Origin of the sequence: Lysobacter spongiicola DSM 21749 (assembly GCF_900167055.1) — a bacterium.
Classification (GTDB): Bacteria; Pseudomonadota; Gammaproteobacteria; order Xanthomonadales; family Xanthomonadaceae; genus Novilysobacter; species Novilysobacter spongiicola.
Genome location: NZ_FUXP01000008.1, coordinates 74,876 through 99,929 on the forward strand (window position 1 = coordinate 74,876; position 25,054 = coordinate 99,929).

At 65.2% G+C, this 25,054-nt stretch carries 24 protein-coding genes and 1 riboswitch; of the genes, 10 read left to right on the forward strand and 14 right to left on the reverse strand.

Going from position 1 to position 25,054, the window contains the following annotated elements; genetic code table 11:
* Window positions 1–30 precede the first annotated feature (30 nt).
* Window positions 31–1,029: a tRNA dihydrouridine synthase DusB gene (gene dusB / locus B5D37_RS10545; RefSeq protein ID WP_078758695.1), complete on the forward strand. Its 999-nt coding sequence runs from the start codon at window positions 31–33 to the stop codon at window positions 1,027–1,029.
* Here dusB and B5D37_RS10550 read toward each other — a convergent pair.
* On the reverse strand, window positions 975–2,048 hold the full coding sequence (locus tag B5D37_RS10550; protein ID WP_078758696.1) for a metal-dependent hydrolase: 1,074 nt from the start codon (window positions 2,046–2,048) through the stop codon (window positions 975–977). The genes dusB and B5D37_RS10550 overlap by 55 nt on opposite strands.
* 158 nt (window positions 2,049–2,206) lie before the next feature.
* Here B5D37_RS10550 and metK point away from each other — a divergent pair, with 158 nt between their 5' ends.
* Window positions 2,207–3,439, forward strand: a complete 1,233-nt coding sequence (gene metK / locus B5D37_RS10555; protein ID WP_078758697.1) for a methionine adenosyltransferase — start codon at window positions 2,207–2,209, stop codon at window positions 3,437–3,439.
* A gap of 92 nt (window positions 3,440–3,531) precedes the next feature.
* Here the strand turns inward: metK and B5D37_RS10560 are convergent, their stop codons facing one another.
* Window positions 3,532–6,006, reverse strand: a complete 2,475-nt coding sequence (locus B5D37_RS10560) for a S9 family peptidase (protein WP_078758698.1) — start codon at window positions 6,004–6,006, stop codon at window positions 3,532–3,534.
* 170 nt (window positions 6,007–6,176) lie between these two features.
* A riboswitch (S-adenosyl-L-homocysteine riboswitch) is annotated at window positions 6,177–6,257 on the forward strand.
* Window positions 6,258–6,302: 45 nt separating this feature from the next.
* On the opposite strand from B5D37_RS10560, the gene ahcY reads away from it, so the two are divergent.
* From ahcY to B5D37_RS10585, 5 genes are all read left to right on the forward strand, one after another.
* Window positions 6,303–7,751, forward strand: coding sequence for an adenosylhomocysteinase (gene ahcY / locus B5D37_RS10565; RefSeq protein WP_078758732.1), 1,449 nt, complete (start codon window positions 6,303–6,305; stop codon window positions 7,749–7,751).
* Window positions 7,752–8,036: 285 nt separating this feature from the next.
* Window positions 8,037–8,861, forward strand: a complete 825-nt coding sequence (metF, locus tag B5D37_RS10570; RefSeq protein ID WP_078758699.1) for a methylenetetrahydrofolate reductase [NAD(P)H] — start codon at window positions 8,037–8,039, stop codon at window positions 8,859–8,861.
* A 105-nt stretch (window positions 8,862–8,966) separates the two neighbouring features.
* On the forward strand, window positions 8,967–9,590 hold the full coding sequence (locus B5D37_RS10575; protein WP_078758700.1) for a hypothetical protein: 624 nt from the start codon (window positions 8,967–8,969) through the stop codon (window positions 9,588–9,590).
* Window positions 9,591–9,900: 310 nt separating this feature from the next.
* Window positions 9,901–10,305 carry a hypothetical protein gene (locus tag B5D37_RS10580; RefSeq protein WP_143814263.1) on the forward strand — a complete coding sequence of 135 codons (405 nt, stop codon included), beginning with the start codon at window positions 9,901–9,903 and terminating at the stop codon, window positions 10,303–10,305.
* A gap of 59 nt (window positions 10,306–10,364) precedes the next feature.
* Entirely contained in the window at window positions 10,365–11,276 is a 912-nt protein-coding gene (locus tag B5D37_RS10585) for a branched-chain amino acid transaminase (RefSeq protein WP_078758702.1), read from the forward strand.
* A 4-nt stretch (window positions 11,277–11,280) separates the two neighbouring features.
* Here B5D37_RS10585 and B5D37_RS10590 read toward each other — a convergent pair whose 3' ends face one another.
* From B5D37_RS10590 to B5D37_RS10615, 6 genes are all read right to left on the reverse strand, one after another.
* On the reverse strand, window positions 11,281–12,672 hold the full coding sequence (locus B5D37_RS10590) for a sensor histidine kinase (protein WP_078758703.1): 1,392 nt from the start codon (window positions 12,670–12,672) through the stop codon (window positions 11,281–11,283).
* Complete coding sequence (locus B5D37_RS10595) at window positions 12,659–13,342, reverse strand: response regulator transcription factor (protein WP_078758733.1); 684 nt, start codon at window positions 13,340–13,342, stop codon at window positions 12,659–12,661. The genes B5D37_RS10590 and B5D37_RS10595 overlap by 14 nt, the downstream gene beginning before the upstream one ends.
* A 312-nt stretch (window positions 13,343–13,654) precedes the next feature.
* Complete coding sequence (gene rimK / locus B5D37_RS10600) at window positions 13,655–14,590, reverse strand: 30S ribosomal protein S6--L-glutamate ligase (RefSeq protein ID WP_078758704.1); 936 nt, start codon at window positions 14,588–14,590, stop codon at window positions 13,655–13,657.
* Window positions 14,587–15,105: an ATP-dependent zinc protease family protein gene (locus tag B5D37_RS10605; RefSeq protein ID WP_078758705.1), complete on the reverse strand. Its 519-nt coding sequence runs from the start codon at window positions 15,103–15,105 to the stop codon at window positions 14,587–14,589. Before B5D37_RS10605 ends, rimK begins: the two co-directional genes overlap by 4 nt.
* Before the next feature lie 374 nt (window positions 15,106–15,479).
* Window positions 15,480–16,055: a hypothetical protein gene (locus B5D37_RS10610; protein WP_143814264.1), complete on the reverse strand. Its 576-nt coding sequence runs from the start codon at window positions 16,053–16,055 to the stop codon at window positions 15,480–15,482.
* Window positions 16,056–17,182: 1,127 nt separating this feature from the next.
* The gene (locus tag B5D37_RS10615) at window positions 17,183–18,736 is read right to left on the reverse strand and encodes a MobA/MobL family protein (RefSeq protein ID WP_078758707.1); all 1,554 of its coding nucleotides are present in this window, start codon (window positions 18,734–18,736) and stop codon (window positions 17,183–17,185) included.
* 299 nt (window positions 18,737–19,035) lie between these two features.
* Here B5D37_RS10615 and traD point away from each other — a divergent pair, with 299 nt between their 5' ends.
* Window positions 19,036–19,338, forward strand: coding sequence for a conjugal transfer protein TraD (gene traD / locus B5D37_RS10620; RefSeq protein ID WP_078758708.1), 303 nt, complete (start codon window positions 19,036–19,038; stop codon window positions 19,336–19,338).
* Between the two features lie 78 nt (window positions 19,339–19,416).
* Here the strand turns inward: traD and B5D37_RS14695 are convergent, their stop codons facing one another.
* The 3 genes from B5D37_RS14695 to B5D37_RS10630 form a co-directional block, all read right to left on the reverse strand.
* Window positions 19,417–19,629 carry a hypothetical protein gene (locus B5D37_RS14695; protein ID WP_143814265.1) on the reverse strand — a complete coding sequence of 71 codons (213 nt, stop codon included), beginning with the start codon at window positions 19,627–19,629 and terminating at the stop codon, window positions 19,417–19,419.
* An 8-nt stretch (window positions 19,630–19,637) separates the two neighbouring features.
* On the reverse strand, window positions 19,638–20,567 hold the full coding sequence (locus B5D37_RS10625) for an SOS response-associated peptidase family protein (RefSeq protein WP_078758709.1): 930 nt from the start codon (window positions 20,565–20,567) through the stop codon (window positions 19,638–19,640).
* Between the two features lie 362 nt (window positions 20,568–20,929).
* Window positions 20,930–21,112 (reverse strand): hypothetical protein, encoded by a 183-nt coding sequence (locus B5D37_RS10630; RefSeq protein ID WP_078758710.1) that lies wholly within the window; start codon window positions 21,110–21,112, stop codon window positions 20,930–20,932.
* 286 nt (window positions 21,113–21,398) lie between these two features.
* Between B5D37_RS10630 and B5D37_RS10635 the strand changes: the two genes are divergently transcribed.
* Together B5D37_RS10635 and B5D37_RS10640 are read left to right on the forward strand one after the other, a co-directional pair.
* On the forward strand, window positions 21,399–21,788 hold the full coding sequence (locus B5D37_RS10635; protein WP_234987821.1) for a LexA family protein: 390 nt from the start codon (window positions 21,399–21,401) through the stop codon (window positions 21,786–21,788).
* Between the two features lie 205 nt (window positions 21,789–21,993).
* The gene (locus B5D37_RS10640) at window positions 21,994–23,238 is read left to right on the forward strand and encodes a Y-family DNA polymerase (RefSeq protein ID WP_078758711.1); all 1,245 of its coding nucleotides are present in this window, start codon (window positions 21,994–21,996) and stop codon (window positions 23,236–23,238) included.
* Between the two features lie 531 nt (window positions 23,239–23,769).
* Here B5D37_RS10640 and B5D37_RS10650 read toward each other — a convergent pair.
* The 3 genes from B5D37_RS10650 to B5D37_RS10655 all read right to left on the reverse strand — a co-directional run bounded on the left by B5D37_RS10650 (window position 23,770) and on the right by B5D37_RS10655 (window position 25,020).
* On the reverse strand, window positions 23,770–24,219 hold the full coding sequence (locus B5D37_RS10650) for a hypothetical protein (RefSeq protein ID WP_078758712.1): 450 nt from the start codon (window positions 24,217–24,219) through the stop codon (window positions 23,770–23,772).
* 57 nt (window positions 24,220–24,276) lie between these two features.
* A complete protein-coding gene (locus B5D37_RS14945) occupies window positions 24,277–24,420 on the reverse strand; it encodes a hypothetical protein (RefSeq protein ID WP_200809232.1) in 144 nt (47 codons plus the stop codon).
* A 105-nt stretch (window positions 24,421–24,525) separates the two neighbouring features.
* On the reverse strand, window positions 24,526–25,020 hold the full coding sequence (locus B5D37_RS10655) for a hypothetical protein (RefSeq protein WP_143814266.1): 495 nt from the start codon (window positions 25,018–25,020) through the stop codon (window positions 24,526–24,528).
* Window positions 25,021–25,054 lie beyond the last annotated feature (34 nt).

The following is a 25,054-nucleotide window of genomic DNA, read 5'->3' on the forward strand; positions in this document are numbered from 1 at the left end:
GGGCGCCCCCGGCTTCCGTAGAATGCCGCCATGCGCATCGGCCCCCACACCATCGAACCGCGCGTGGTGCTCGCCCCGATGGCGGGCGTCACCGACAAGCCGTTCCGGGTGCTCTGCAAGCGCCTGGGCGCCGGGCTCTGCGTATCGGAGATGACCACCTCGGATCCGCGCTTCTGGAATACCGCCAAGTCGCGCCACCGCATGGACCACGCCGGTGAGCCCGCTCCGATCAGCGTGCAGATCGCCGGCACCGTGCCATCGGTGATGGCGGAGGCGGCGCGGCACAACGTCACGCTGGGTGCCCAGATCATCGACATCAACATGGGTTGCCCGGCGAAGAAGGTCTGCAATGCGTGGGCCGGCTCGGCCCTGATGCGGGAGCCCGCGCTGGTGGCCCGGATCCTCGAGGCCGTGGTGGCCGCGGTCGACGTGCCGGTCACGCTCAAGATCCGCACCGGCTGGGCAGAGGGCCACCGCAACGCGCTGGAGATCGCCCGTATCGCCGAAGGCTGCGGGATCGCGGCATTGGCGGTGCATGGCCGCACGCGCGACCAGCAGTACAAGGGCGTGGCGGAATACGACACCATCGCCGAGGTCAAGGCGGCCCTGTCGATCCCGGTGATGGCCAATGGCGATATCGATTCCCCGCAGAAGGCGGCGGCGGTCCTGCAGTACACCGGCTGCGATGCCATCCTCGTCGGCCGCGCCGCGCAGGGCCGGCCCTGGATCTTCCGGGAGATCGCCCACTACCTCTCCACCGGGGAGCTCCTGCCCGAACCGCCGCTGGAAGAAGTGCGCGACATCCTGCTCGGGCACCTGGCGGGCCTGCACGCGTTCTACGGGGAAGAATCCGGCGTCCGCATCGCGCGCAAGCACCTGGGCTGGTACGCGAAGGACCGGCCGGAAAACGGCGCCTTCCGCGCCGTGGTGAACCGCGCGGAATCGGCCGGTGAACAGATGCTGCTGACGCGCCGCTACTTCGACGCGTTGATCGCGGGCGAACCGCCGGCGCTGTCGGCCGCTGCCTGAGCGGTCGGGCGCGCGGGCTCCGGCGTCCAGATCCGCCGCCACATCGCCGCCAACCGGTCGCTGGCCTCCCACGGCCACTCCATCTGGGTCGGGGCCACTTCCCGCCAGGCCGAGCCATCGTGCTCGGCCACCACGAAGCGGAACGAATAGTCCGGCTCCGCGCCCATCCTGAGGTCGCTCAGCACCAGCAGTCCATCGCGGCGTTCGGCTTTCATGAAGCCGCGGTTGAACCAGCGCAGGCGCCGCACCGCCGGATAGTCGAAGACCTCGCCGAGGGCCTGCACGTCGGAGGGATATTCACGGAACCGCATCGGCCCCTCGTCGGCCACCAGCGAGCGCTCGCCCTCGACGAAGCCCTCCGGCGTCATCGCCACCACCCGCCACAGCAGGATGTTGAACGGCATGGGGACGGAGAACCTCGGTGCGTCCTGCAGGTTCAACGCGGCCAGGGAGCGCTCCGCCTCCCGCTCCACCTGGAACTTCGCCAGCTGCGAAGCCCCCAGGTAGAGGGTGCTCGCCGCCAGCCCCGCCAGTAGTGCCTGCCTGCCCCAGCGCCGCTCGCGCGCCAACCAGGCGGCGACGCAACCCAGCAACAGCCAGACCGTGTAGAGCGGATCGATGATGAAGACGCTCGACCACATCACGGGCTTGGCCGAAAACGGCCACAGCAGCTGGGTGCCGTAGACGGTGAAGGCGTCCAGCAGGGGGTGTGTGAGCAGGGCGAGCTGGATCGCCCAGAACCAGCGCGCGGGGGACTCGGCGACCCGCTTGCCGCGGCTGCGGCACCACGCCCAGATCGCCCACGCAAGGAACGGCAGCACCAGCAGCGAATGGCTGACGCCCCGGTGCCAGGTCATGCGGTCGATCGGGTCGTCGGTCAACAGGCTGATGGGGATGACGTCGAGGTCGGGCAGCGTCCCCAACGCCGCCCCGGCGAGCAAGGCGGCGCGTCGATGGCCGGCGGGCGCGATGGCGGCGGCTACGGCGCCTCCAAGCAGTATCTGGGACAGGGAATCCATCGGCGCATGCTACCCGCGCCGCCACCACGTCGGCATGTGCTGCTTGTCCCGGAAAACGTCTTGACCGTGAACACACCCTGGCGGCTGCACAATCCGGCCTGCACGTTGCTGTATCATGCGTGCCCATCCTTTTATCCGAATGCAAGGATATAGCCTCGATGTCCAGCTATCTCTTCACCTCCGAATCCGTTTCCGAAGGCCACCCCGACAAGATCGCCGACCAGATCTCCGATGCCGTCCTGGACGCGATCCTGGCCCAGGACAAGCGGGCGCGGGTCGCCTGCGAGACCATGGTGAAGACCGGTGCGGCCATCGTCGCCGGTGAGATCACCACCAACGCGTGGGTCGATATCGAGGATCTCGCCCGCCGGGTGATCAACGACATCGGCTACAACCGTTCAGACGTCGGCTTCGACGGCCATACCTGCGCGATCATCAACATGATCGGCAAGCAGTCGCTCGACATCGCCGCCGGCGTCGATGGCAGCCTGAAGAAGCAGAAGAAGCCGGAGGAGCAAGGCGCCGGCGACCAGGGCCTGATGTTCGGCTACGCCTGCAACGAGGCGCCGGAGTTCATGCCTGCGCCCATCTACTACAGCCACCGGCTGGTCGAGCAGCAGGCGAAGATCCGCAAGAAGAAGAATTCGCCCCTGCCCTGGCTGCGCCCCGATGCGAAGTCGCAGGTCACCCTGCGCTACGACAGCGACAACCGCATCGTCGGCATCGACGCCGTCGTCCTGTCGACCCAGCACGATCCGGGCGTGAAGCAGAAGGACCTGGTCGAGGCGGTGCGCGAGCACATCCTGCGCCCGGTGCTGCCCAAGGGCTGGCTGGATTCGCTGCCCAAGAACAAGGTGCACATCAACCCGACCGGCATCTTCGTGGTCGGTGGACCCGTGGGCGACTGCGGCCTCACCGGTCGCAAGATCATCGTCGACACCTACGGCGGCATGGCCCGCCATGGTGGTGGTGCGTTCTCGGGCAAGGACCCGTCCAAGGTCGACCGCTCGGCCGCCTACGCCGCGCGGTACGTGGCCAAGAATGTCGTGGCCGCCGGCCTGGCCGACAAGTGCGAAGTGCAGCTCAGCTACGCCATCGGCGTGGCCGAGCCGACCTCCGTGTCCGTCACCACCTTCGGCACCGGCCGGCTGCCGGATGAAAAGATCGAGAAGCTGATCCGCAAGCACTTCGACCTGCGCCCGTACGGCATCGTCAAGATGCTCGACCTGATCCATCCGGTGTACCAGGCCACCGCGGCGTACGGGCACTTCGGGCGCAAGCCGAAGGAGATCAGCTACACCGATTCCGCCGGCGTGTCGCACCAGGCCACGGCTTTCTCCTGGGAGAAGGTCGATCGCGCGGACGAGCTGCGCAAGGCCGCCAAGCTGTAAACGGGGAACCCGGCAGCTCCGAACCTGCCCCGCTCCACCCCGAAGAAAAAGGGCCGCGATTGCGGCCCTTTTTTTGTTTGACCCCGTGCCTGCTATCGCTCCACCGGCGGCGCATTCTTCACGTGCGTGTCCAGCCAGGCATCCTCCTCGGCCAGCATGTGCAGGACCGATTCGCGGGCGCGGTAGCCATGCGACTCCCTGGGCAGCATCACCAGCCGCGCCGTCCCGCCCAGCCCCTTCATCGCCGCGTACATGCGCTCGCTCTGCATGGGATAGGTACCGGAGTTGTTGTCCTCCTCGCCGTGGATCATCAGCATCGGCTCGTTGATGCGGCCGGCATGGTTGAACGGCGACATCGCCAGGTAGGTGCCGGTGGCATCCCAGTAATTGCGCTCCTCCGCCTGGAAGCCGAACGGCGTCAGGGTGCGGTTGTAGGCACCGCTGCGCGCGATGCCCGCGCGGAACAGGTCGCTGTGGGCCAGCAGGTTGGCCGTCATGAATGCACCATACGAATGCCCGCCGATCGCGATCCGGTGCCGGTCGGCGACGCCGCGACGCACCACCTCTTCGACCGCCGCCTCGGCACTGGCAACGAGCTGCTCGATATAGGTGTCGTTGGGTTCTGCATCGCCCTCGCCGACGATGGGCATGCTCGGCCCGTCGAGTACCGCGTAGCCACGGGCGAGGAACCCGAGCGGTCCCCAATAGCTGATCGCGTTGAACCGGTGCGGCGAGCCGATGACCTGGCTGGCGGCATCGGCGGATTTGAACTCGCGCGGATAGGCCCACATCAGCATCGGCAGCGGCCCGTCGCGCTCGCGATCATAGCCGGCAGGCAGGTAGAGGTCGGCGGTGAGCTCGACACCGTCCGCACGGGTGTAGCGGATCTGCTCCTTGGTCACGTCGCGCAGCTGTGGCGTGGGGTGCTCGAAGGACGTCAATGCACGGACCGCCGAATCTCCCCCGGCGGCGAGGTCGCGCACATGGAAGTTCGGCACCTCGGTCGGGCTTTCCCGCGTGGTCAGCAGTCGCCGCCCTTCGTCATCCAGCATTGCGCGGACCGATTCGTAGGTCGGCGCCTGCGACTGGAACAGGCGGGTGGCTTCGCCGCTAGCGAGGTCGTACCGGTCCAGGAACGGACGATCGCCCTCCGGTGAAGCGCCGGCTCCGTCCAGATAGATGCCCTCGCCGTCAGGGGTGAAGATCAACCGGGATCGGCCGTTGGCATCCAGCGCCGTGACCGGCTGGCCCGGGTCGCTGTAGCGGTCCTCGTAGGAGCGGTCGAACACGATCTGCTGGCCTTCGCCGGGGCGATCAGGGGCGATGCGCCAGGTCCGCGTGCCGCGATCCTTCCACCACCGCTCGTCGATCAGCGCCAGGTCGCCGTTGCCCCAGGTGGCGCCGCGGTAGCGCATCGAGAGGTCGGCCAGCACCACCGGCTCATCCTTGAACGGCGCGGCGAGTGCGAACACGCGGTCGCGCACCTCGGTTTCGACCGAGGGATCACCGCCGTCCTGCGCCTCCGCCCATACCAGCGTGGCGGGTGCATCGCTCCGCCACGTCACCGAGCGCACGCCGGTGGGGACCGAGTCGTTGCCGACCGGCAGGCCCTCGACCAGCGGCAACCGCGCGAGCTCGTGGACCGGGCGGCCGCTGGTGTCGACGACTTCGATCCGGCGCGGGAAGCGATAGAACGGCACCAGGTAGGAGAAGGGCCTTTCCAGCGTCTGGACCAGCAGGTGCTTCCCGTCCGGTGCCGGCGAGGCACCGACGTGCAGGCCCGGCGACCCGAAGGTCCGCACGCTGCCTTGGACGCTCACCATCGCCAGTTGTGAACGCAGGTAGTGCTCGAACACCCTGGCGTCGGCTTCGCTGCCGAGTAGGTCCTGGTAGGTGCGGATCTGCTGGACGGCGCCGCCGCCGGTCTGCTGGATGTTCGGACCGGTGGGAACGCCCGCCGCCTCCATCGCCGCTGCGCCCTCCGGACGCAGTGTCACCAGCAGGCTGCGGCTGTCGGGCATCCAGGTGAATCCATCACCGGCGACCGCATTGAGCGGCATGTCGGTCAAACGCCGCGCAGTCGCCGCCTGCACGTCGACCAGCCACAACTGGACCTCCCCGGCGGCGTTGTCGACGTGGCTGAAGGCGATGTAGCGCTGGTCCGGCGACCAGTTCATCGACGCCAGCGCGAGGTTCGCCGGCAGCCCCTGGATCCGGCGCTCCCGCCCATTGGCGATGTCCTGCAGCCACAGATTGCTGCCGAACGAGAACGCGCTGCGCGACCAGGTCTGCGGGTGGATGCGCAGGCCCGCCAGCCGCAACTCCGGTTGTGCGACCACCTCGATGCCGGGAAGCGACGGGGTCTGCACCATCGCGAGGGTGTCACGGCGCGGGCTCAGCGATACCTGCGGCGGCCGCGGTGCATCCACCAGCGCCTGCAATGCGGGGACCGGCAGGTGGTAGCCGGATGCGTCCTCCAGCGGAACGGCAGGCTGCGCGGCGAGCTGCAAGGGCAGCATCGCGGCGACGATGGCGGTGGCGCAGGCGCGCCGGAACATCTGGTTCATTCGGTTCCCTCGGGACAGGTCGAGTGCCGGCCGCTCCGGCGCTGTCCACCCTCCCACGGGCCGCCCCTGCCATGCAGTGACGAAAGTCGGGGATGGCGCGAGTCGCCGGCATCGGCAAAAGCGCGTTGGCGGTTCAGGCGTGGCGCGGGCCGCCGGTTACAATATCCCGCTTCGCCGAGGGGCGCTGCGACCGCCATGATCAAGTGCGGCCAGGCTCGGCGCGGCTTCACGTACAACGGCGCCCGGTTGTTTCCACCGCCCCCGATGATGGCGGGCACATGACCGGAGCTTTGAAGATGAATGCTGTAGCCAAGACATTTTCCATGGACGGCGACTACAAGATCGCCGACATCTCGCTGGCCGACTACGGCCGCAAGGAAATCGACATCGCCGAGCACGAGATGCCGGGGCTGATGTCGATCCGCCGCAAGTACGCGTCCGATGCGCCGCTCAAGGGCGTTCGCGTGACCGGCTCGCTGCACATGACCATCCAGACCGCGGTGCTGATCGAGACGCTGAAGGACATCGGCGGCGACGTGCGCTGGGCCTCCTGCAACATCTTCTCGACCCAGGACCACGCCGCCGCGGCCATCGCTGCCACCGGCACCCCGGTGTTCGCCTGGAAGGGCGAGACGCTGGAGGAGTACTGGGACTGCACGCTGGAGGCGCTGAGCTTCCCCGACGGCAAGGGCGGCTATCTCGGCCCGCAGCTGGTGGTCGACGACGGCGGCGACGTGACCCTGTTGATCCACAAGGGCTACGAGCTGGAGCAGGGTGACGAGGCCTGGGTCAACAGCCCCTCTGGCAGCCACGAGGAGCAGGTGATCAAGAACCTGCTCAAGCGCGTGCACGCCGAGCGCCGCGGCTTCTGGACCACGGTCGTGCGCGACTGGAAGGGCGTCTCCGAGGAGACCACCACTGGCGTGCACCGCCTCTACCAGCTGGCCGAGCAGGGCAAGCTGCTGATCCCCGCCATCAACGTCAACGACTCGGTCACCAAGTCCAAGTTCGACAACCTGTACGGCTGCCGCGAGTCGCTGGCCGACGGCCTCAAGCGCGCGATGGACGTGATGCTGGCCGGCAAGGTCGTCGTGGTCTGTGGTTACGGCGACGTCGGCAAGGGCTGCGCCGCCTCCATGCGCGCCTACGGCGCCCGCGTGGTGGTCACCGAGATCGATCCCATCTGCGCGCTGCAGGCCGCGATGGAGGGCTTCGAGGTCAACACCATCGAGAGCACCCTGGGCCGCGGCGACATCTATGTCACCACCACCGGCAACAAGGACATCATCACCGTGCAGCACATGCAGGAGATGAAGGACCAGGCGATCGTCTGCAACATCGGCCACTTCGACAACGAGATCCAGGTCGATGCGCTGTACCAGCTGTCGGGCGTGGAGCGGACCAACATCAAGCCGCAGGTCGACAAGTTCACCTTCGCCAACGGCAACTCGATCTTCCTGCTCGCCGAGGGACGGCTGGTGAACCTGGGTTGCGCCACCGGCCACCCCAGCTTCGTGATGTCGAACTCGTTCGCCAACCAGACACTGGCCCAGATCGACCTGTGGGCCAACAAGGACAGCTACGGAAAGCAGGTGTACCTGTTGCCCAAGAAGCTCGACGAAGAGGTCGCGCGGCTGCACCTGGAGAAGATCGGCGTGAAGCTGACCACGCTGACGCAGGAACAGGCCGACTACCTCGGCGTCGCCGTGGAAGGTCCGTTCAAGCCGGATCACTACCGCTACTGACCGGGTGGACCCACTCGACCGAAAACGGGCGCCTCGGCGCCCGTTTTTTGTTGCAGCGTTGCATCGGGAGGCGATGGCGCATGGCACTGCCGGCCTCGTGTAGGAGCGGCTTCAGCCGCGATCCGCAGTTCGTCAGGGGCACCAACTCCACGATCGCGGCTGAAGCCGCTCCTACGCCCCGAAGGGAGCCCCCTTGGGGGACCAGAGCTGGGGCTTCTGGATGTATATTTCCATCCATCCCGATGAAGCGATATATTGCGGTCACCTTCATTGCTGCCGCGCGCCATGATCCCGATCAGTTTCGAGTTCTACCCGCCCAAGACCGATGACCAGCGCGCGCAGCTGGACCGCACCGCCACCCGGCTGCGGGAACGCGCTCCGGAATACGTCAGTGTCACCTTCGGTGCCGGTGGCTCGACGCTCAGCCATACGCCGCAGACCATCCAGCGCCTGCGCGGCACGCTCGAACTCGATGCCGCGCCCCACATCACCTGTATGGGCGGCTCGCGAGAGGAGATCCGCGGGCTGCTCAAGCTGTACCGGGCGATCGGTGCCCGACGCCTGGTCACACTCCGCGGGGACCTGCCGTCCGGCATGGTCAGCCCCGGCGACCTGCGCTATGCCAGCGAGCTGGTGGAGTTCATCCGCGCCGAAACCGGCGACCATTTCCACATCGAAGTGGCCGCGTACCCGGAAACGCACCCCCAGGCACGGGACGCGCGAATGGACCTGGAGCATTTCATCCGCAAGGTCCGTGCTGGCGCGGACGGTGCGATCACGCAGTACTTCTACAACGCGGACGCCTATTTCCGCTTCGTCGACGACCTGCGCAAGGCCGGCATCGACATCCCCGTCGTTCCCGGCGTCATGCCGATCTCGAACTTCAGCCAGATCCGCCGCTTCTCCGAGATGTGCGGCGCGGAAATCCCGCGATGGGTGGCCCAGCGGATGCTGTCGTACGTCGACGATGCGGAGAGCGTGCGCGCATTCGGCGCGGAGGTCGTGGCGGAACTGTGCCAGCGGCTGGTACAGGGCGGTGCACCCGGCCTGCACTTCTACACTTTGAACCTGGCGAAACCGACACTGAACGTCCTCTCCCGGTTGGAGTGAGTTCAGCGCGGGTTGCGGCGCGGTTCAGTCCCGGGGCCGTTTGGAAACAGGTTGTTGACGGCCCGCGGCGGACCATCCCCGCATCCCCCACCCCCGGTGTCCGTCATGTACAAGTCCGCCCTGCTTCCAGGCGCCGCTGCCGCGCTGCTGGCTGCCACCGCGTCGCCCCTGTCGGCTCCGGCACATGCGCAGGGCGGCGGTATCCAGCGCTGCGAGGCGCCTGATGGCACGGCCATCTATACCGACAAGGCCTGCGCGGCTTTCGGCGCTTCGAGCACGCCTCTTTCCAATGACCTGGTGCGCCGCATCTCCACTGGTGGCGAGCCGGGGATGGCCGGCGCGATGCGGGCACCTGTCCCCGGCTCGGCGCGACGTTCCGCCGCGGCCGGCTGCGCACGCTCGACCACCCAACTGGCGATGGACCTGGAAGGCGCCTGGTCGCTGGGGGATGTCAACAGGATCGCCGAGAGCTATCACTGGGCGGGCTTGGACAGCAACCGCGCCCACGCGATCATGGAACGCCTCGAAACCCTCTCCGACCTGCCGCTGTGGGAAGCCCACTTCCTCGACGCGCGCATCGGCGGTGCCGCGGTGATGGCGTCGGCCGGAGGCCCGGCGGATGGCGCACAGGCCGGGATCATGCAGCTGGTGCTGGGCGAGGGTGCGGGCAGCCGCATGCAGGACCTGACGGTGCGTCACTACCGGGGCTGCTACTTCGTGCAGTTCTAGCCGAGGACGCGGCGGGGTCAGCGGGATCCCGGGGCTTCACGCAACCTTCACGCAGCGGTAGGCTTGGGCGATGCCGATGCCACGCTCCCGTCCCCTGCTCCCGCTCTCGTTGGCGGTTGTACTGCTGACAACTCCGCACTTCGCCACTCCCGCGGGGGCAGAGGTGCGCAGGTGCGAAGCCGGCGACGGAACCGCCGTGTTCACCGATCAGCGATGTGCCGCGGTCGGCGCGACCGCAGCCGCGACCTCGACGGGTGGCACCGGTGCGCGCCTGCACCGAAGCGGATGCGCCCGGACCGTGCAGGACCTGATGTTTGAAGTTTCCTTGGCCATAGATGCGCGCGATGCCAACCACCTGGCGAGCGTTTACCACTGGGCCGGCATGTCGGGCCGGTCCGCCAATGCCGTGATGGACCGGCTCGGACGGCTGGTGCGGCGCCCGCTGGTGGACGTCGTGCCGGTCATGGCGCAACCGTTGGCGCGACATGCCGTGCTGGGGGACGAGCCGGCTCCCCGCTCGGGTCCCAGCGACGATCAGGATTCCGATGCCGCGGCACTGGCCGCCGGCGCCACCCGGTACGCATCCCATGGCGGGTTCGACCGACGTCCCCCGGTGGGACTGCGGATCGTCCAGACTACCGATGACGGCATCACCCCATCGGAAACCTCGTTCCAGTTGCACGAACACTTCGGCTGCGTCTGGCTGCGCGGCTGAGCGCCGGCCCCCCGCGCGCCGAGGCACAATGGACGCTCCCCGGCCTGGATGAAGCACGAATGCAGTATCCCGAATGGATCTGGCACAACGGCGCCATCAAGCGCTGGGAAGAAGCAACGACCCACGTGATGGCGCATGCGCTGCACTACGGCTCTTCGGTATTCGAGGGCATCCGCAGCTACGACACCCCGTCCGGACCCGCGATCTTCCGCCTGATCGACCACAACACCCGCATGTATGCCTCGGCGCGCATCTATGACATGCAGATGCCTTACGGGCTGGATGTCATCAACGCCGCCTGCCGGGAAGTGATCCGCCGAAACGGGCTGACGCAGGCGTACCTGCGCCCCTTCGCGTTCCGGGGCCTGGGCGGCTTCGGCCTCTCCGCCGATACGCCCGTGGAGATGTCGGTGGCGAGCTGGTTCATGGGCCCCTACTTGGGGCCGGGCGTGCTTGAAACCGGCATCGACGCCTGTGTCTCCAGCTGGCAACGCTGCGCGCCCAACACCATCCCGTCCGGCGCCAAGGCGGGCGGAAACTACCTGTCCGGCCAGCTGATCGCGCGGGAAGCCCGTCGCCTCGGATTCGGCGAAGGCATCGCTCTGGCCTCCACCGGGCTTCTGTCGGAGGGGGCCGGCGAAAATCTGTTCCTGGTGTTTGACGGTGCCCTGCACACGACGCCGGTCAGCGCCGCGTTGCTCAACGGCATCACCCGGCACACGATCATCACCCTAGCGCGGGAAGCCGGCATCGACGTGGTGGAGCGCGACCTGCCCCGCGAATATCTGTACCTGTGCGACGAGCTCTTCATGTGCGGCACTGCCGCCGAGATCACGCCGATCCGGTCTGTCGACGGCCGCCAGGTGGGCGCGGGCAAGCCCGGGCCGGTGACCCGCCGGATGCAGGAGCTGTTCTTCGGTCTGTTCGATGGCAGCACGCCGGACCGCCACGGGTGGCTGGAGTACGTGTAGGGCGCTATTCCGCCTCGGGGCCCGCAGGTCCGGAATCCGCTTCCGCGGAAACCACCCGGCCGAAGGTGAGCGTCGCCACCACGCCCTTCGGCTTCCCCGGCTGGACGCGCACATCCCAGTAGTACAACGCGCACAACCGACGCACGATGGACAGGCCGATGCCGCCGCCCTGCGAATGGCCGGCGTGCGTGCCGCGATAGCCGCGCTCGAACAGTTTGGCGGCATCTTCCGGGCTCAGGCCGGGGCCCGAATCGATCACTTCCACCGCATTGGGCAGCATCCGGACGATCACCTCGCCGGAGGTGGTGTACTTGACCGCGTTGCCGATCAGGTTGCCCAGCGCCACGGACACCGCCGCCTCCGGCGCATCAACCACAAGGTCGTCGCCACCTTCCAGCCGGAGTTCCAGCGGCTTGCCCGCGAGCTGGGTGCGGTGCACGTCCAGCAACTGCTCTGCAATCCTCGCCACGTTGGTATTCCCGTGCCCGCGCTCGTTGCGCGACAGCAGCAGCAACGCGCTGATCAGGTCGGTGCACTGCTGCTCGGCGCGCTGGATGCGTGACAGGCGGTTGCGGGTCTTCTCGTCCACGTCTGGTCGCGACAGCAGCAACTCCACCGCGCCGCGGATCACTGCCAGCGGCGTGCGCAGCTCGTGGCTGACGTCGGCGTTGAACTCCCGGTCGCGCTGCACCACCTCGGTCAATCGTTCCGCATAGTCATCCAGTGCTTCGGCGAGCTGGCCCACTTCATCGTCCGGGAAGTGCGTCGCGAGCGACTCCGGTTCCACGCTGCGACCGGATGCCTTCAGGCGCCGCGCAAGCTCGGAGACCGGGCTCATCACCCTCGAGGCCGCCCACCACCCCACGAACAGGGACAACAGCGTGAAAAGCACGACCGAGCCGTAGATCGCGCGATTGAACTGACGCTCGCCGCGAATCGCCTGCGTCATGTCGTAGGCAAGGAAGAACCACGCGCCGGGCGCCTTCCGCACCGCCAGCTTGTAGGAGAACGGATTGCCCTCCTCATCGGTGCCGGACACGTTGTGGATGCCGTCTGGCAGCTCATACCATTCAGGCCGGTTGATGCGGACCGAGTCGAAGCGGTCGGGCGTGTAGACGAAGGCGCGGATCTGGTCGACCGGGAATTGTGGATTCTCGGGGTCCAACTCGAACTGCCGTGCGTACTCGTCGATGTTGCGGCTCATCAGGTCGACGATCAGCTGCTCCTCGACCCGGTTCCTCGTCCAGTTGGTCGCAAACGCGAACAGGGCCGTCAGGCCAAAGCCCAACAACACGAAGGACAGGATGATGCGGCTTCGCAGTTGCCGCCGGTAACGCAGCCTGCGCCGGGGCCGGGGCCGGGGCCCGCCGGTGGACTCCGCTTCAGTTGGCCGCATCGAGCTCGGCGATCCGGTAGCCGATACCGTGGCGCGTGTGGATCAGCGGCTTGTCGAAAGGCTTGTCGACCACGGCCCGCAAGCCATGGATGTGCACGCGCAGCGAGTCGGAGTCGGGCAACTCCTCGCCCCACACGCGCGTCTCCAGCTCCTGGCGGGTGACCACCGCCGGGGACGCCTCCATCAGGGCCTGCAGGATCTTCAGCGCGGTCGGGTTGAGCTGCAGCAGCTTGCCCCTGCGCCGCACTTCCAGCGTGTCGAGGTTGTATTCCAGGTCGGCGGCGTTGAGCACCCGCGTCTGCACGCCCTTCCCGCGACGGGACAGTGCGTTGAGACGGACCTCGACCTCCTGCAGTGCGAACGGCTTGATCAGGTAGTCATCGGCACCCGAATCGAAACCGGCCAGCTTGTTGTCCAGCGAGTCGCGCGCGGTGAGCATCAGCACCGGGGTCTGCTTGCGCGCCTCGTTGCGCAGCTTGCGGCAGACTTCCAGGCCATCCAGCCCCGGCAGGTTGAGATCGAGCACGATGGCATCGAAGTCGTGCACCACGGCCAGGTGCAGGCCGGTGATGCCGTCGGCCGCGAAATCCACCGTGTGCCCGCGGTCCTCCAGGAAGTCCCCCAGGTTGGCGGCGATGTCCTGGTTGTCTTCGATGACGAGTATGCGCATTCGGATCTTCCTGTTGGGTGCGTGTTGGACCGGTGGCGCGAGTGGATTCTGCCAGAGCACGCCACGCACCAGCATGCCCCGACGGTACGTGATGGACCCGTCAGGCGTCGCCGTGCGCGTGGAACCACAAAAAACCCAGGCGCGAGCCACCGCGCCTGGGCCAAGGTGTTGCCCCGATACCGTAACCGCGGATGCCTCGTCGCCGGCTGGCGCCTGCGGCGGGAAACCCGGCAGAGCTGCGGTTTGTCGAAGGCTACCCCCGGCAGGATTAAACCCCTGTTAAGCCAGCGCGCCCGGGTCACGAACAGGCCATTATGTCTTTGCAATCAGTCGCTTGGATGACTCCTTGGACGCCGCCTTCTTCGAGACCCGGCGCTTGTGCCGCTCGGCCACGTACTCGACGATCGCCCCTGCCACGTCCACGCCACTGGCGTCCTCGATGCCCTCCAGCCCGGGCGATGCGTTCACTTCCAGCACCAGCGGACCTCGCCGCGAGCGGATCAGGTCGACGCCGGCCACCCCCAGCCCGAGCACCCGGGCGGCGCGGATCGCCGCGTCCTGCTCGGCCAGGGTCGCCTTCGCGCCTCGCGCGCTGCCACCCCGGTGCAGGTTGGACCTGAAATCCCCCTTGGGTGCCTGGCGCTTCATGGCCGCCACCACCTTGCCGCCCACCACGAAGCATCGCAGGTCGGCGCCCTTCGCCTCCGGGATGAACTCCTGCACCAGGAACTGCGCGTACAGGCCGCGCAGCGCCTCGATGACGCCGCGCGATGCCGACAGCTTCTCGGTGAGCATCACGCCGGCACCCTGGGTGCCCTCGTTGAGCTTGATCACGTGCGGCGGTGGCCCGAGCATCGACAGCAGGTCGGCGGTGTCGTCGGGGTTGTCGCCGAACACCGTCGCCGGCATGCCGATGCCCTGCGCCGCCAGCAACTGGTGGCTGCGCAGCTTGTCGCGCGCCCTGAGGATGGCGTCGGACGAGTTCGGGGTGAACGTGCCCATCAGCTCGAACTGGCGCAGCACCGCACTGCCGTAGCGGGTCACCGAAGCGCCGATGCGCGGGATGACCGCGTGGTAGCCGGAGATCGACTTGCCCTTGTAATGCATCGCGAAGCCGTCGCTGGCGATGCGCATGTAGCAGCGCAGCGGGTCGAGGGTCCGCACGGTGTGCCCCTGCTCGCGGGCGGCTTCCGCCAGCCTGCGGGTCGAGTACAGCTTGGTGTTGCGCGACAGGATCGCCAGCTTCATGTGTCTTGGGTCCAGGAGGGGTCGCCGGGGGCGTGTTCGGGGATGAGCGGCCAACCGTCCTGCGATGGGCGGCCATGGACGAAGGACAATGCGGGGTCGACGGTGAAGGCGCCGGCCATCGCGGTCCGCCCCAGCAACATCGGGAACAGCATGCCGCGCCGGTCTGTCAGGTTGATGTCGGCGTCGCGCTGTATGCCCGCCAGCGCCAGGGGGGTGCGGACGAAGGCGCGGCGGGTGCGGTGGCCACCGGAATCGGTTACGTCGCGTTCGTCGACCAGCGGGGCCGCGCATTCGATCACGCCGAATCCCGGTGCGCCCGGCGTCAGCCGGAATCCCACCCACGGCGCTCCGCCCTCGGTGAAACGCCACTGCACGTCGACGTGCAGCGCGGAGCTGCGCGCGCCGGTGTCCACCTTTGCCCGTACGGCGCGAATGCCCAGCCCGGGCAGCGCCACCCATTCGCGCCAGCCCAGCACCACCCGCGGGGTCACCGAATCAGATTGCCGGGTACTCATCCTTGCCTCGGACGTAAACGGTCGGGGCCTGCTCCGCCCGCGGCCGGCGCGAAGAAAAACGGCGGCCCCGTCGCTTCGGTCGGGGCCGCCGTGGATCAACATCTACGAAAACTGGAGCGGGTGATGGGAATCGAACCCACAACCTACTTTTCCTGCTCAATCAATGACTTACCAATCGATTGGGCCCAAAAAACGATACCTGAAACGATACCTGTGTTCAGCTGACAATCTAGCGCATGTCCGGGACTTTGGGCAACTGGCAAATTACCGGGCTCTGGTGCTGATGGAGCGCTTTACGGAGGCTTTGCATGTCGCCGTCCGTCTTGGGGTGGCCGAAGTCGCCTTGGCCAAGACTTGTGCCCATAGATACCTCGCTACTCTTCCGTTAGCAGCCTTATAACGTCCTCGTAGTTGGCATCAACCAGCCTGTGCAAGTCGTTGTGATAGAGCGCGTCTTCTCTTATGAGGTAATACCCACGGTTGAGGCTAAAGTAGCCTTCTAGTGGGGTTCCTTGCCTAGCCGCGACTTGTTTCAGATACGGAGCGCGCGTGAAAGTTGCAAGGAACTTGTCCCCTCGGTAGCCGCGTAGCGAATCGCGCTTCAGACATCCATCTCGCAGGGCGCAGAATTCTCCGCTCGTGGAGAACGGAACGCTGAAACGGGTCTTGATCTGTGCCCCCACGATGCATTCTCCGACGTGGCACCGCACGACTCTCCACACCATGGTCCCGTCCATCGTGTCGGAATATTTGTCGTAGCGAACGTCTACCAGCTCCGCAGTAGCGATGATGTCAGCGGAGCGGGCGGCGGCCGCTACTTCCTCTCCGGAGATGCCATGTTCAACAGGGGGAGAAGGCCGCGTGGATTGGCTACAAGCCACAACGCCTACCACTACCGCCACGAGGAGTGCCTGGCTCAAAGTGCGGCGCATAGATGCGTGCAATTCCATCTCTTCCGTCCTCCGTGAGTGTCGAAGATCTTCCTGATTAGTTGTTAGCCACTGGCGAAAGCCACTGGCACCGAACGGACATCAGAGTTGCAGACACGGCTCGTCAATTCCTACCCGGTCCACAAGATCTACATGCCGGTCCGCTACATTGAGCGGCATGTGGTCTCGACCTAATGGTGAAACAGGGATGCGCTGCTTTCATGCTGGCCTCTGGGTAGCAGTGGGTTGTTTGGCGTCTGCCTGCGGTGTGCAGCAAAACGACCCAATCATCGTCACGATCAAAGACCCGCCCCAAGGCGAGGTCGTGCACGGGACCGCGCTCCTCAAGAATGCGCAGTTGTCAGTTGTGGACGGGTGTTTGCGGATCATTCCGTCCACGGGTAGCGGGCCTGGCTATCTCGCAGTCTTTCCCTATGGCTTCTCCCTTCGTGAAGCCGAGGACGGTTTTGTGGTCATAGACGATCAAGGCAACGTCTGGGGTCGAACTACGGCGCCTAAAAACATTGGCGGAGGAGTGGGAGCTGCCCCAGCCGAAGTATTCACTCCCATGGGCCACTGCGAAGGCCCTCAATGGATAGTTGGACTGTAGTCCCGGCTCTCCATAAACGCTCTTAGATGCTCAAGGCGAGAGGCGCCCACCATTTGGATCGCAATGGTAATGCGATCCCTATTCAGAATTGAGACGCTTGCCCACTTGCGCTGAACGCAAATGCTGCTTGCATGGAAGTCATCTCAACAGCGCAAGGAGCGCCCATGCACCAGCAAGACCAGAGGCTTGAAATCGCAAGCCGTTTGCTTAGTGGCATCATCAGCCAGGATCGGAACCGGAGGCTGTCCGAGCGGCTCGATGATATCGAGCACTCACTTGAAGTAGCCGCCGAGTTGATCCGGCGATCCGTGGATGGCCAGAGCCCTCCGATGGCCGAGCACACGCTTGAACCTCGTCCCTCCACAAAGACTCGTGAGCGAGTGATCCAGCGTGACGCCATGCCCTTCGGTGATCGCCTCCAGGTCAAACGAGGAGGCAGCCCGAACCGACCGCCCAGGGGTCCTACCCTGCACTAGTGATTGCCAGCCTGTAGCACTACCCACCACGCGATGCCCCGGACTTCCGGGGCATCTTCGTGTCAGCCGGGCCTGACGACCTTGGGTGTATCCGCGCTGGGTTCCGCTGCTCCTTGCCCTTGGACCTCAATCGCTTTGGCCTCGGCGGGCTTCTCCTGGTCGCTTGGGACGGGGTAGCGGGTAAGCATGCGCCTGCTCAACGCCTCTAATTGCTCGGCAGAAGCCCTTGCCGCCGCTTCGTAGTCGCGCTGTGCCTCGGGCTCAGTCGCCATGCGGGCACGACGGTAGCCGTCTCGCCGTGACTGGACGGCACGCAGGCGCCGGGCGCGACGCTTGGACCACTCGGGGCGCGACCACATGGCTGGTCTCGGGTGCTCGCCCTCGAATTGCTCCAGTGCGAATTCCGCCTGGTGCAACAGATGCTTCGCTCGAGCCTCGGCCGCCATCCGCCGCTTGAACCGCAGGGCGTCGTGCTTGACGCGCTTGAGGTGCTTCACCAGCGAACTCATGTCCGCGCGAAACGAGGAGACGTGGACAAATCTCGCGAGCCGCTCTGCACCATGCGCCAGCAGTTGGGTGGTGGCTTTGAAGCTGGCATCGATGCCGGCCACGAAGTTCTCGCGCCAAAGGGCGATCGCCTCTGCCAAGGCAGTGCGAGTGGCCTGGTGCTTCTCCCCGGTGGTTGCCTTGGGCTTGGCAGAGCCGAGTCCACGCACTACGCGGATGTGGCCATCGCCTTGAACCGGCGCTAGGACCAGAGCGGCTCGATCGCGTTTGGCCTGCCCGTGGCTGTGGCCGGCACTTGTCGGCTGCAGCCTGCCCTCCCCTTCGAGCTGCGCCAGGGCCTCGTCCCACTGGGTTTCGTTGTCGATAGCGATTTCCTGGTTTGCCTTCGTCCGGTCGCAGTCCACGCCCTTCCGGTGCAGGGCCGTCGCATCTTTTCCCACGTGCTCAGTGGGCTCACGGGATAGAGACAAGGCGGCCGCCTCGTCGCCGTTCGCGGCAGCCTCGGCTGCCTGCGCTTTAAGGCTCCGGTGGTCGACCCGTGCCTGGACCTGTGCGGCGGCAAGGTGCTCATTGGTGGTCCGGGCGACCATCTCCCGGATCCACTCGACTTCTCCGCGGCCCGATGGCCCGCCGTCGAGCTCGCGGGTTTTGTCAGCAAGCCCTGCGTCGCCGACGCGTCTTGTCGTGGCCAGCAGGTGCGCGTGGTAGTTCAACCCATCTGGTGTCTGCGGCTCATGGATGCTCGCCTGGATCGCGAAGCGGTAACGCTCTACCAAGGCACGGGCGATGGCAGCCGTGAGATCGGACCGTTCTTCATCGGTCAGCTCATGGGGCAGCGCGATCTCGAACTCGCGCGCCACAGTGGCGTCCTTCCGCTTCTCAGAAGCTTCAGCGGCCGACCATAGCTCGCACGGATCGAAGGCCCAGTCGGGTGCTTCGTCCGGAGCGATGCAGCGCGTCTCGACCACGCCACCGCGCCTGCGGTAGTCGTGCTTGAGCCCGGTGCGCGTATCGATGATCAGCAGGCCGGCGCGGTAAGCGGCCGCTGCGGTGGATGCGTGCCCCTGCGAGCGGGAGAAGGTTTTGACTCGGGTGTGGTAGATCGCCATCGCATGTTCCTTTTGCCAGTGCTCCTTCCTTTATGAAGCGGATCGCGGAATTGGCAAGGCGATCGGCGTTGCAGTTTTGCTTTGCTGTTGGACGCGTAGCGTCGGGTCCAAGGGGGCTTGCCCCTTTGCGCACGCGTTGTCCGAAGGGCAATGCCTAAGTGCGCTCTTGCTCTGGTCTTTGAATCACGTTTTTGCGCGTTCTTCGGGTTTTTGAAGCGCAACATTTTTTCGCGATGGAGCGAACTTGACGGAACCGGTTTCTTTGCTTGACTCAGAAGAACCCCGCAGGAGAAACGACCATGAGCGGCACAACCCACTACCACGAGCGAATCCAGCGAGCCACACAGCAGCTCGCCCAGCTTCAAGCCCGGCAGCTACTTGCGAAGCAACGGGCAGCAGCTAGGGAGAAGCAAAAGGAGCGACGCCAGGAAGCGGTCCGGCGCCGGCAGGTTGCTGATCTCGTATTCCTGGCAGGAGCCGAAATCCTTGACGATGCCGAACTCGTCGGCGCTTTGCTCAGGTATCAGGAGGACCGGAACCACCCTGAGGTGCGCGAGGAGGCGCGGTCACGAGGAGCGGCCCGGATGGATACTCGGCACTAGTGGCCCTCGGATGAGCCGGCTCACTTGCTCGAGTTAATGCACACCGTGCACAGCGACCTGGCTCATCCAAGCAGCGAACTAGCAGAACTGGCACCGGTGGAATTCACCCCGCTCGAACTCGGCATGGGCCACGGCTCGCGCCTGGCGCTCATCGGCCACCGTGAACCATCCGCCGTCACGCCCCAATTCGCCCACTGGCTTGTATTGCGTCCCCACAGGTTTGGGGATGCGATTGCAGTCGTCAGCGTGGAGAGTTGCGCTTCGGAGAGGTCTATCGATGTTCAGCAGCATGGCGCCTCCTAGGCAGCTATACGGTGCTCATAGTAGGGGTGCTGCTTGTCATCTAGGATTGCATACAGCGCATCCAGGTTCCCTTGCTCGGGATTGAGCCAAGCGTCGATGTGCTCCGGCTTGATGTTGATGATGGTGCGGTCGTGGCCGGCTGCCGCGACCTCTTCTTCCGGCTCGTCGGTGATGGCTGCGAAGGACCACAGATCCGGTTCTTCCCCTTTAGGATCCGTCCACCGCGACCAAAGGCAGGCAATGAGCATCGGTTCGCCAGTGCGCGGCACAAACTCCAGAACAGCATTGCCGTCGGGTGTTTCGACGTTCTCGTAGAAGCGTTCGGCAACCATCAGGCCTTGAGTGCGCCCGAACTGGCTTTTCCAGAAGCCTTCGAGGTTATCCCTGCGAGCGTTGTAGGTCCCGGGGAACTTGCGGTCGTTGATCGCTGGCTTTCCCTGTGCTCGGCACTGATAGCGCATGGGCTTGACCACGCGCTTGCCATCTTCCCAGACCATCACAGGCGCATACATCCCGGGGTAGATCCGGCTGTCGCTTGGCTGATCGTCAACGCGCTGGAGGTTGCGCAATCGGCCCTTCATCTGCTCGATCTTGTTGCCTGCGATCCGTTGTTCTTCCAACGCCTTCTTCGTCTGCTTTGTCAAAAGACTACGAGTCGCGTCTGCCAGTCGCTTGGTCTGCTTGAACAGCTCGCGTTCCAAGTCGGAAATCTCCGCAGCATGGATGTCGCGCACCATTGCCGAAATCTGGGATTCAAGCTGGGACTGACCTCCGCGAAACGCGAGGTCCATGCTCTTGGGGGTCTTAAGCTTCTCGCCTTGGCGTCGGCGGACATACAGGTCATAGAAGACATCGATCGCAATCTCTGCGCCGTAGACCCGCACGTATCGGTGGTAGTCCGCCCAGACTTGCGCTGAGTAGCACATGAGCAATTCCAATCGTCGGTGTTGAGCCGAACCCTACAACTACCTGGCGACGCGTGCAGTCAGGGCTCATCAGCGACCGCCTGACAGCGATAGGCGTCAGGCGGTCTTGGGGCCGGCGGCACCCGTGTTTGTCCAGCATTTCGTCAATGCGCTGATGGACGAAGGTGCAATGCTCGCCGGCCCGATCTTCGATGTTGTCGGCTTCTCCGGCGAACGCTGACCAGAAGTCGCCTTCTTCGGCATGGTCCTCGATCAACTGGGGCAGCTTGGCCTCGAGCTCATCAAGTAGCGCAGTCAATGTGGCAAGCGCGGGCATAGGGTCGGTCTCCCGAGCTAGGCAAACGCCGCTTCAGCGCATGCCTTCACTTGCGGTCGCCTCGGTCGCCCTGCCCCGGCTTTGACTCGTTCTCCGCCTGCTTACGCACGTCTTGACTCAGCGATCGGCTCACGTCGTCGCTTTCCTTGAACTGTCCGTCTTCGTCACGACGGACATAGCGTTTGTCGCCCTTGTGCGGCTCGATCAGCTCTCGCTTGCTCGAAGTCATCTCGCTTCTCCTGGTGGGGGTAGTGCTGCACTGGATAACGCCGACCCGATGAAACCGGCGCGAAGCCGTGCGGGACGACCTTAGACCTGTTCAGGCAAATACTAATGGCGACAACCCCCGCAGCGTTCCTAAGCTATTGTCCCCAGAGGCTTCTCGCTGGGTGAGACTCCTCCCTTCGATGCTGCCCACCATGTCTGAAGCACACGCCCTTTATCGCCCCTCCTCCGGAGAGCCCCCAGGGTTCCTTGGGCCTGCATCCTCCCACCCGCTGCGTCTGCGCTTACCAATGCTGCCCTTCCGCGCGACGTGCGGGTTCCCATCGCCGGCTGAGGACTTTTACGGCCAAGGGGATGAGCTCGATCTCAACGAGCGTTGCATCGCCCGACCTGCGGCCACCTTTTTCGTCGAAGCGGATACCGGGACCTCAATGGTCGATTTCGGCATCCATCCGGGCGACACCCTGGTGGTGGATCGCTCGCTGACGGCCAATCACGGGGACATCGTCATGGTTCTTTGGGATGGTGGGTTCATGGTTAAGCAGTGGTGGCTCCATAGGGGCCAGCTACAGCTGCGCTCGGGCAACCCGGAGCATGCACCGATCGAAGTGGGGCCGGAAGACCAGGTAGAGGTATGGGGCGTGGTGACGTGGTCTTTCAGAAGGCAGTTCCGGCGGTGACGACCATCGCACTAGATCACCCTGTCCCGTCCGGGCTTGCGTGGGGGGCAACGTTTGCCTGTCATTCCGCAGCAAATCACGTGGCGCTCTACCCAGGCCTTTTCTTCAGGCGTCATGGATCGATCCTCCTGCTTTGCCTTGAACCACCTACAAGTAAGTGGGTCCAGCTTCGTCCACGGCGCATTCTTGCTCATCTCGTCCCCTCGTGTTCGGCCTAATCGACGGTAACGCTTTCTACTGCTCCGTGGAGCGGGTGTTCAACCCTGCCCTGCACGGCGAACCGGTCGCTGTCTTGAGTTCGAACGACGGGTGCGCGATCGCTCGATCCGCAGAGTGCAAGGCACTCGGGGTCAAGATGGGCCAGCCGATCCACGAGGTGTCCCCGGAAGTGCGACGGCGCCTCAAAATCCTGTCGGCCAACTTCGCCTTGTATGGCGATATGTCCGGACGGGTCGTCAGCGTTCTACGGGACTTGTTTCCGTCGGTGGAGGTCTATTCGATCGATGAGAGCTTTGTGGATATGACGCGTGTGCCCGATCGCTTGGAAGCCGGACGGGAAGCCCGCTCTCGAGTGCTGCAGTGGACCGGTATTCCAACCTGCGTGGGCATCGGTCCCACCAAGACGCTGGCCAAACTAGCAAACAAGCTAGCCAAGTCCACTCCGCAAGGCGTAGTTCAAGCGCTGCCAGAGTCTTCCGAAGTGGCAGCCTTCCCAGTTGAAGACGTGTGGGGCGTGGGAAGGAAATGGGCTAGTCGACTTGGCGCGGAAGGGATCCTGACTGCTGGGGATCTGGTCGAGGCAGATCCAGAGACCTTGCGCGCCCGGTATGGCGTGGTGCTGGCTCGCACGCAACGCGAGCTCCAAGGAGTGGTGTGCGCGGAACTGGAAGAGACGGAGCCCCAGCGCAAGCAGATTGTGGTGTCACGGTCCTTTGGCCGGGAAGTGGCCAGTCAAGAAGACTTGGCCCAAGCCGTGGCCACCTTCGCCGTGCGCGCGTGCGAGAAGCTTCGTGCCAGATCCCTGCAAGCCGGCGGTGTGTGGGTCTGGCTCCACACCAATCCCTTTAAGACCGGGGCCAAGCAATACCACCCGTCCAAGGCCATGCAACTGATCCACCCGTCGAGCGACACGCGTGAGGTATTGGCCGTGGCCCGTTCCCTCGTGCGCTCCATGTATCGCCAGGGCTACGCCTACAAGAAGGCCGGCGTGGGTCTGCTGGATCTATCGCACGGTGACGTGCATCAGGCTGATCTGTTTTCCGGCATGGACCCCAGATCAGCCAAGCTCATGGCAGTCATGGACCAGGCCAACCGCCGCTTCGGGAGAGGTTCGATGAGCCTGGCATCGGCTGCTCGACGGCCCGGTCAGTCTCCGAAGTGGGCGATGCGCCAGGAGAGCCTGTCGCCGGCTTACACCACGCGTTGGGATCAATTGTTGAAGGTGCGCTAGTCGGGCGCAGCCGCGTCAAGTAGGTTGGCAAGACCAGCAAAGTGGCGGTATAACGTTTCCGCCGGCTCGGCTAAAGCCCCGGTGTGTTGCCTGCATAGCCTTTAGGCGCCAGGTGCCCGTTCGTTCTCTACAAAGACGGCGGGACTTCCCTAGCAGATGCCAAAAGACGTCCTATGCCCAGCCACCGAACCCTCCGAGCCCATCGCATTCGTGCCTTCGAGGCCCAGCAGGGCCGCTGCTGCTACTGCGGCCTGCCGATGTGGCAGTCGTCTCCTGAAGAACTGAAGCATCACGGCCTCCGAGCCAGAACGATCGTCCCTCTTCGCTGCACTGCAGAGCACCTGCTGGCGAAGCAAGATGGGGGCAGCGACGCCGCCTACAACATCGCTGCCGCGTGCTGGCTGTGCAACTCGCGCCGGCACAAGCGCAAATCGCCCCCTGCCCCAGACGTCTACCGCGAAATCGTGCTTGGGCGTTTGGGCAAAGGGAAGTGGCATTCCAGCGCAGTGCTTGGCGCACTGGGCGCACCCTTCAATCGCAATAGGCGCCCCGGTCCCACGAGCGATAGCGCCAGGGGACAACGTCCTCCAGGTGGGTGATGCGCACCGGTGGAAGGGCGGCGAGGCCAGCTACGCTCGCCCTTAGTTTGTCAGCATGGACCTGCGGGACGAACAGCCATGGGCGGGCGGTCCAGTCCAGTGGTATCCCGCTGTCTCGCGCCAGTGCCCGCCTCATCCCCTCCCAGTGCTCATTCCATGCCCGCAGGCGCGCAAGAAGCGATGGCGCACGGGCTGCATAGGTGATTTCGCACAGGTAGACCGCTTGCTCCTTGAAGCTGACCGCAAGAGCATCGCAATACCAGTGGGGGCCGCTGGTGTCCGGATTGGCCCCCTCATTGAGCTGGATGCAGCACTGACTGTTGACGAACAGGGCGCGATCCGCGCGGAGGTAGTCCAGCACAACGCCTTCAAAGTGGTCCATTTGTCATCGCTCATGCAAAGGCCGGCCCCTAGGGGCCGGCCTGATCGTCGGGAACGCCTACTTCTTTTTCTTGCCCTTGTCGGGAGCCTGGCTCAACGCGGAGCCTGCAGCCGTTTTTGACTTTGCTCCGGTCCGGCCATCACGCATTACATCACTGGCGGCCTTCGCTGCTTTCGGTCCGGTCTTCTCGTTCTTCGCCATTGCGCTTCTCCTCGCCACCGAATGGTGGCGCCCCGAGCATAAGGCGCTCTGCGGGCCTAAAGCGAGCAGCAGCAGCCACGGCTAGCGGAGCTTCAGCAGCGGCCCTCAGTGCATGTTCTTCAGCCCCGCCCAGGTCTTGATCCGGGCATACCACTCGTCGCGCTCGTGCGAGTTGCGGTTGCTTCCCTTGAGCCGGCTTTCGGAGTGGCGGTCGAACCACACATGCCAGACCGGATGCTCCAGATCGTGGATCTGGAACTCGATGCGCTGGTGCACCCTCCCGCCCCTCACGCTCTCAAGCCCCGTTCGGATGGTGCTGATGTCCCCCGGCTCCAGGTAGCGCTGGCCACGTGCCGGATCTCGGATCCACAGCCTGCGATTGGTGGTGTCGAGCGCAATGTGGTCGTGCTCGAATGCCGTCTGGAATCCCGGATCAAGGTTCTTTTTGTAGCGGGCCATCTGCGCCGGCAGCACCCAAAGCAGGATGGCCGCCAGCGTGAAGAGCAGCGCGGCGAAGTAGAAAGTGACACCTTGCAGCTGCAGCAGGATCACCACCATCGCGGCGGTGGCGACCAGCTTCAGGATCATTTTGGTTCCCATGAGTCTCTCTTTGCTGCGGGCCGCTGGCCCGCGT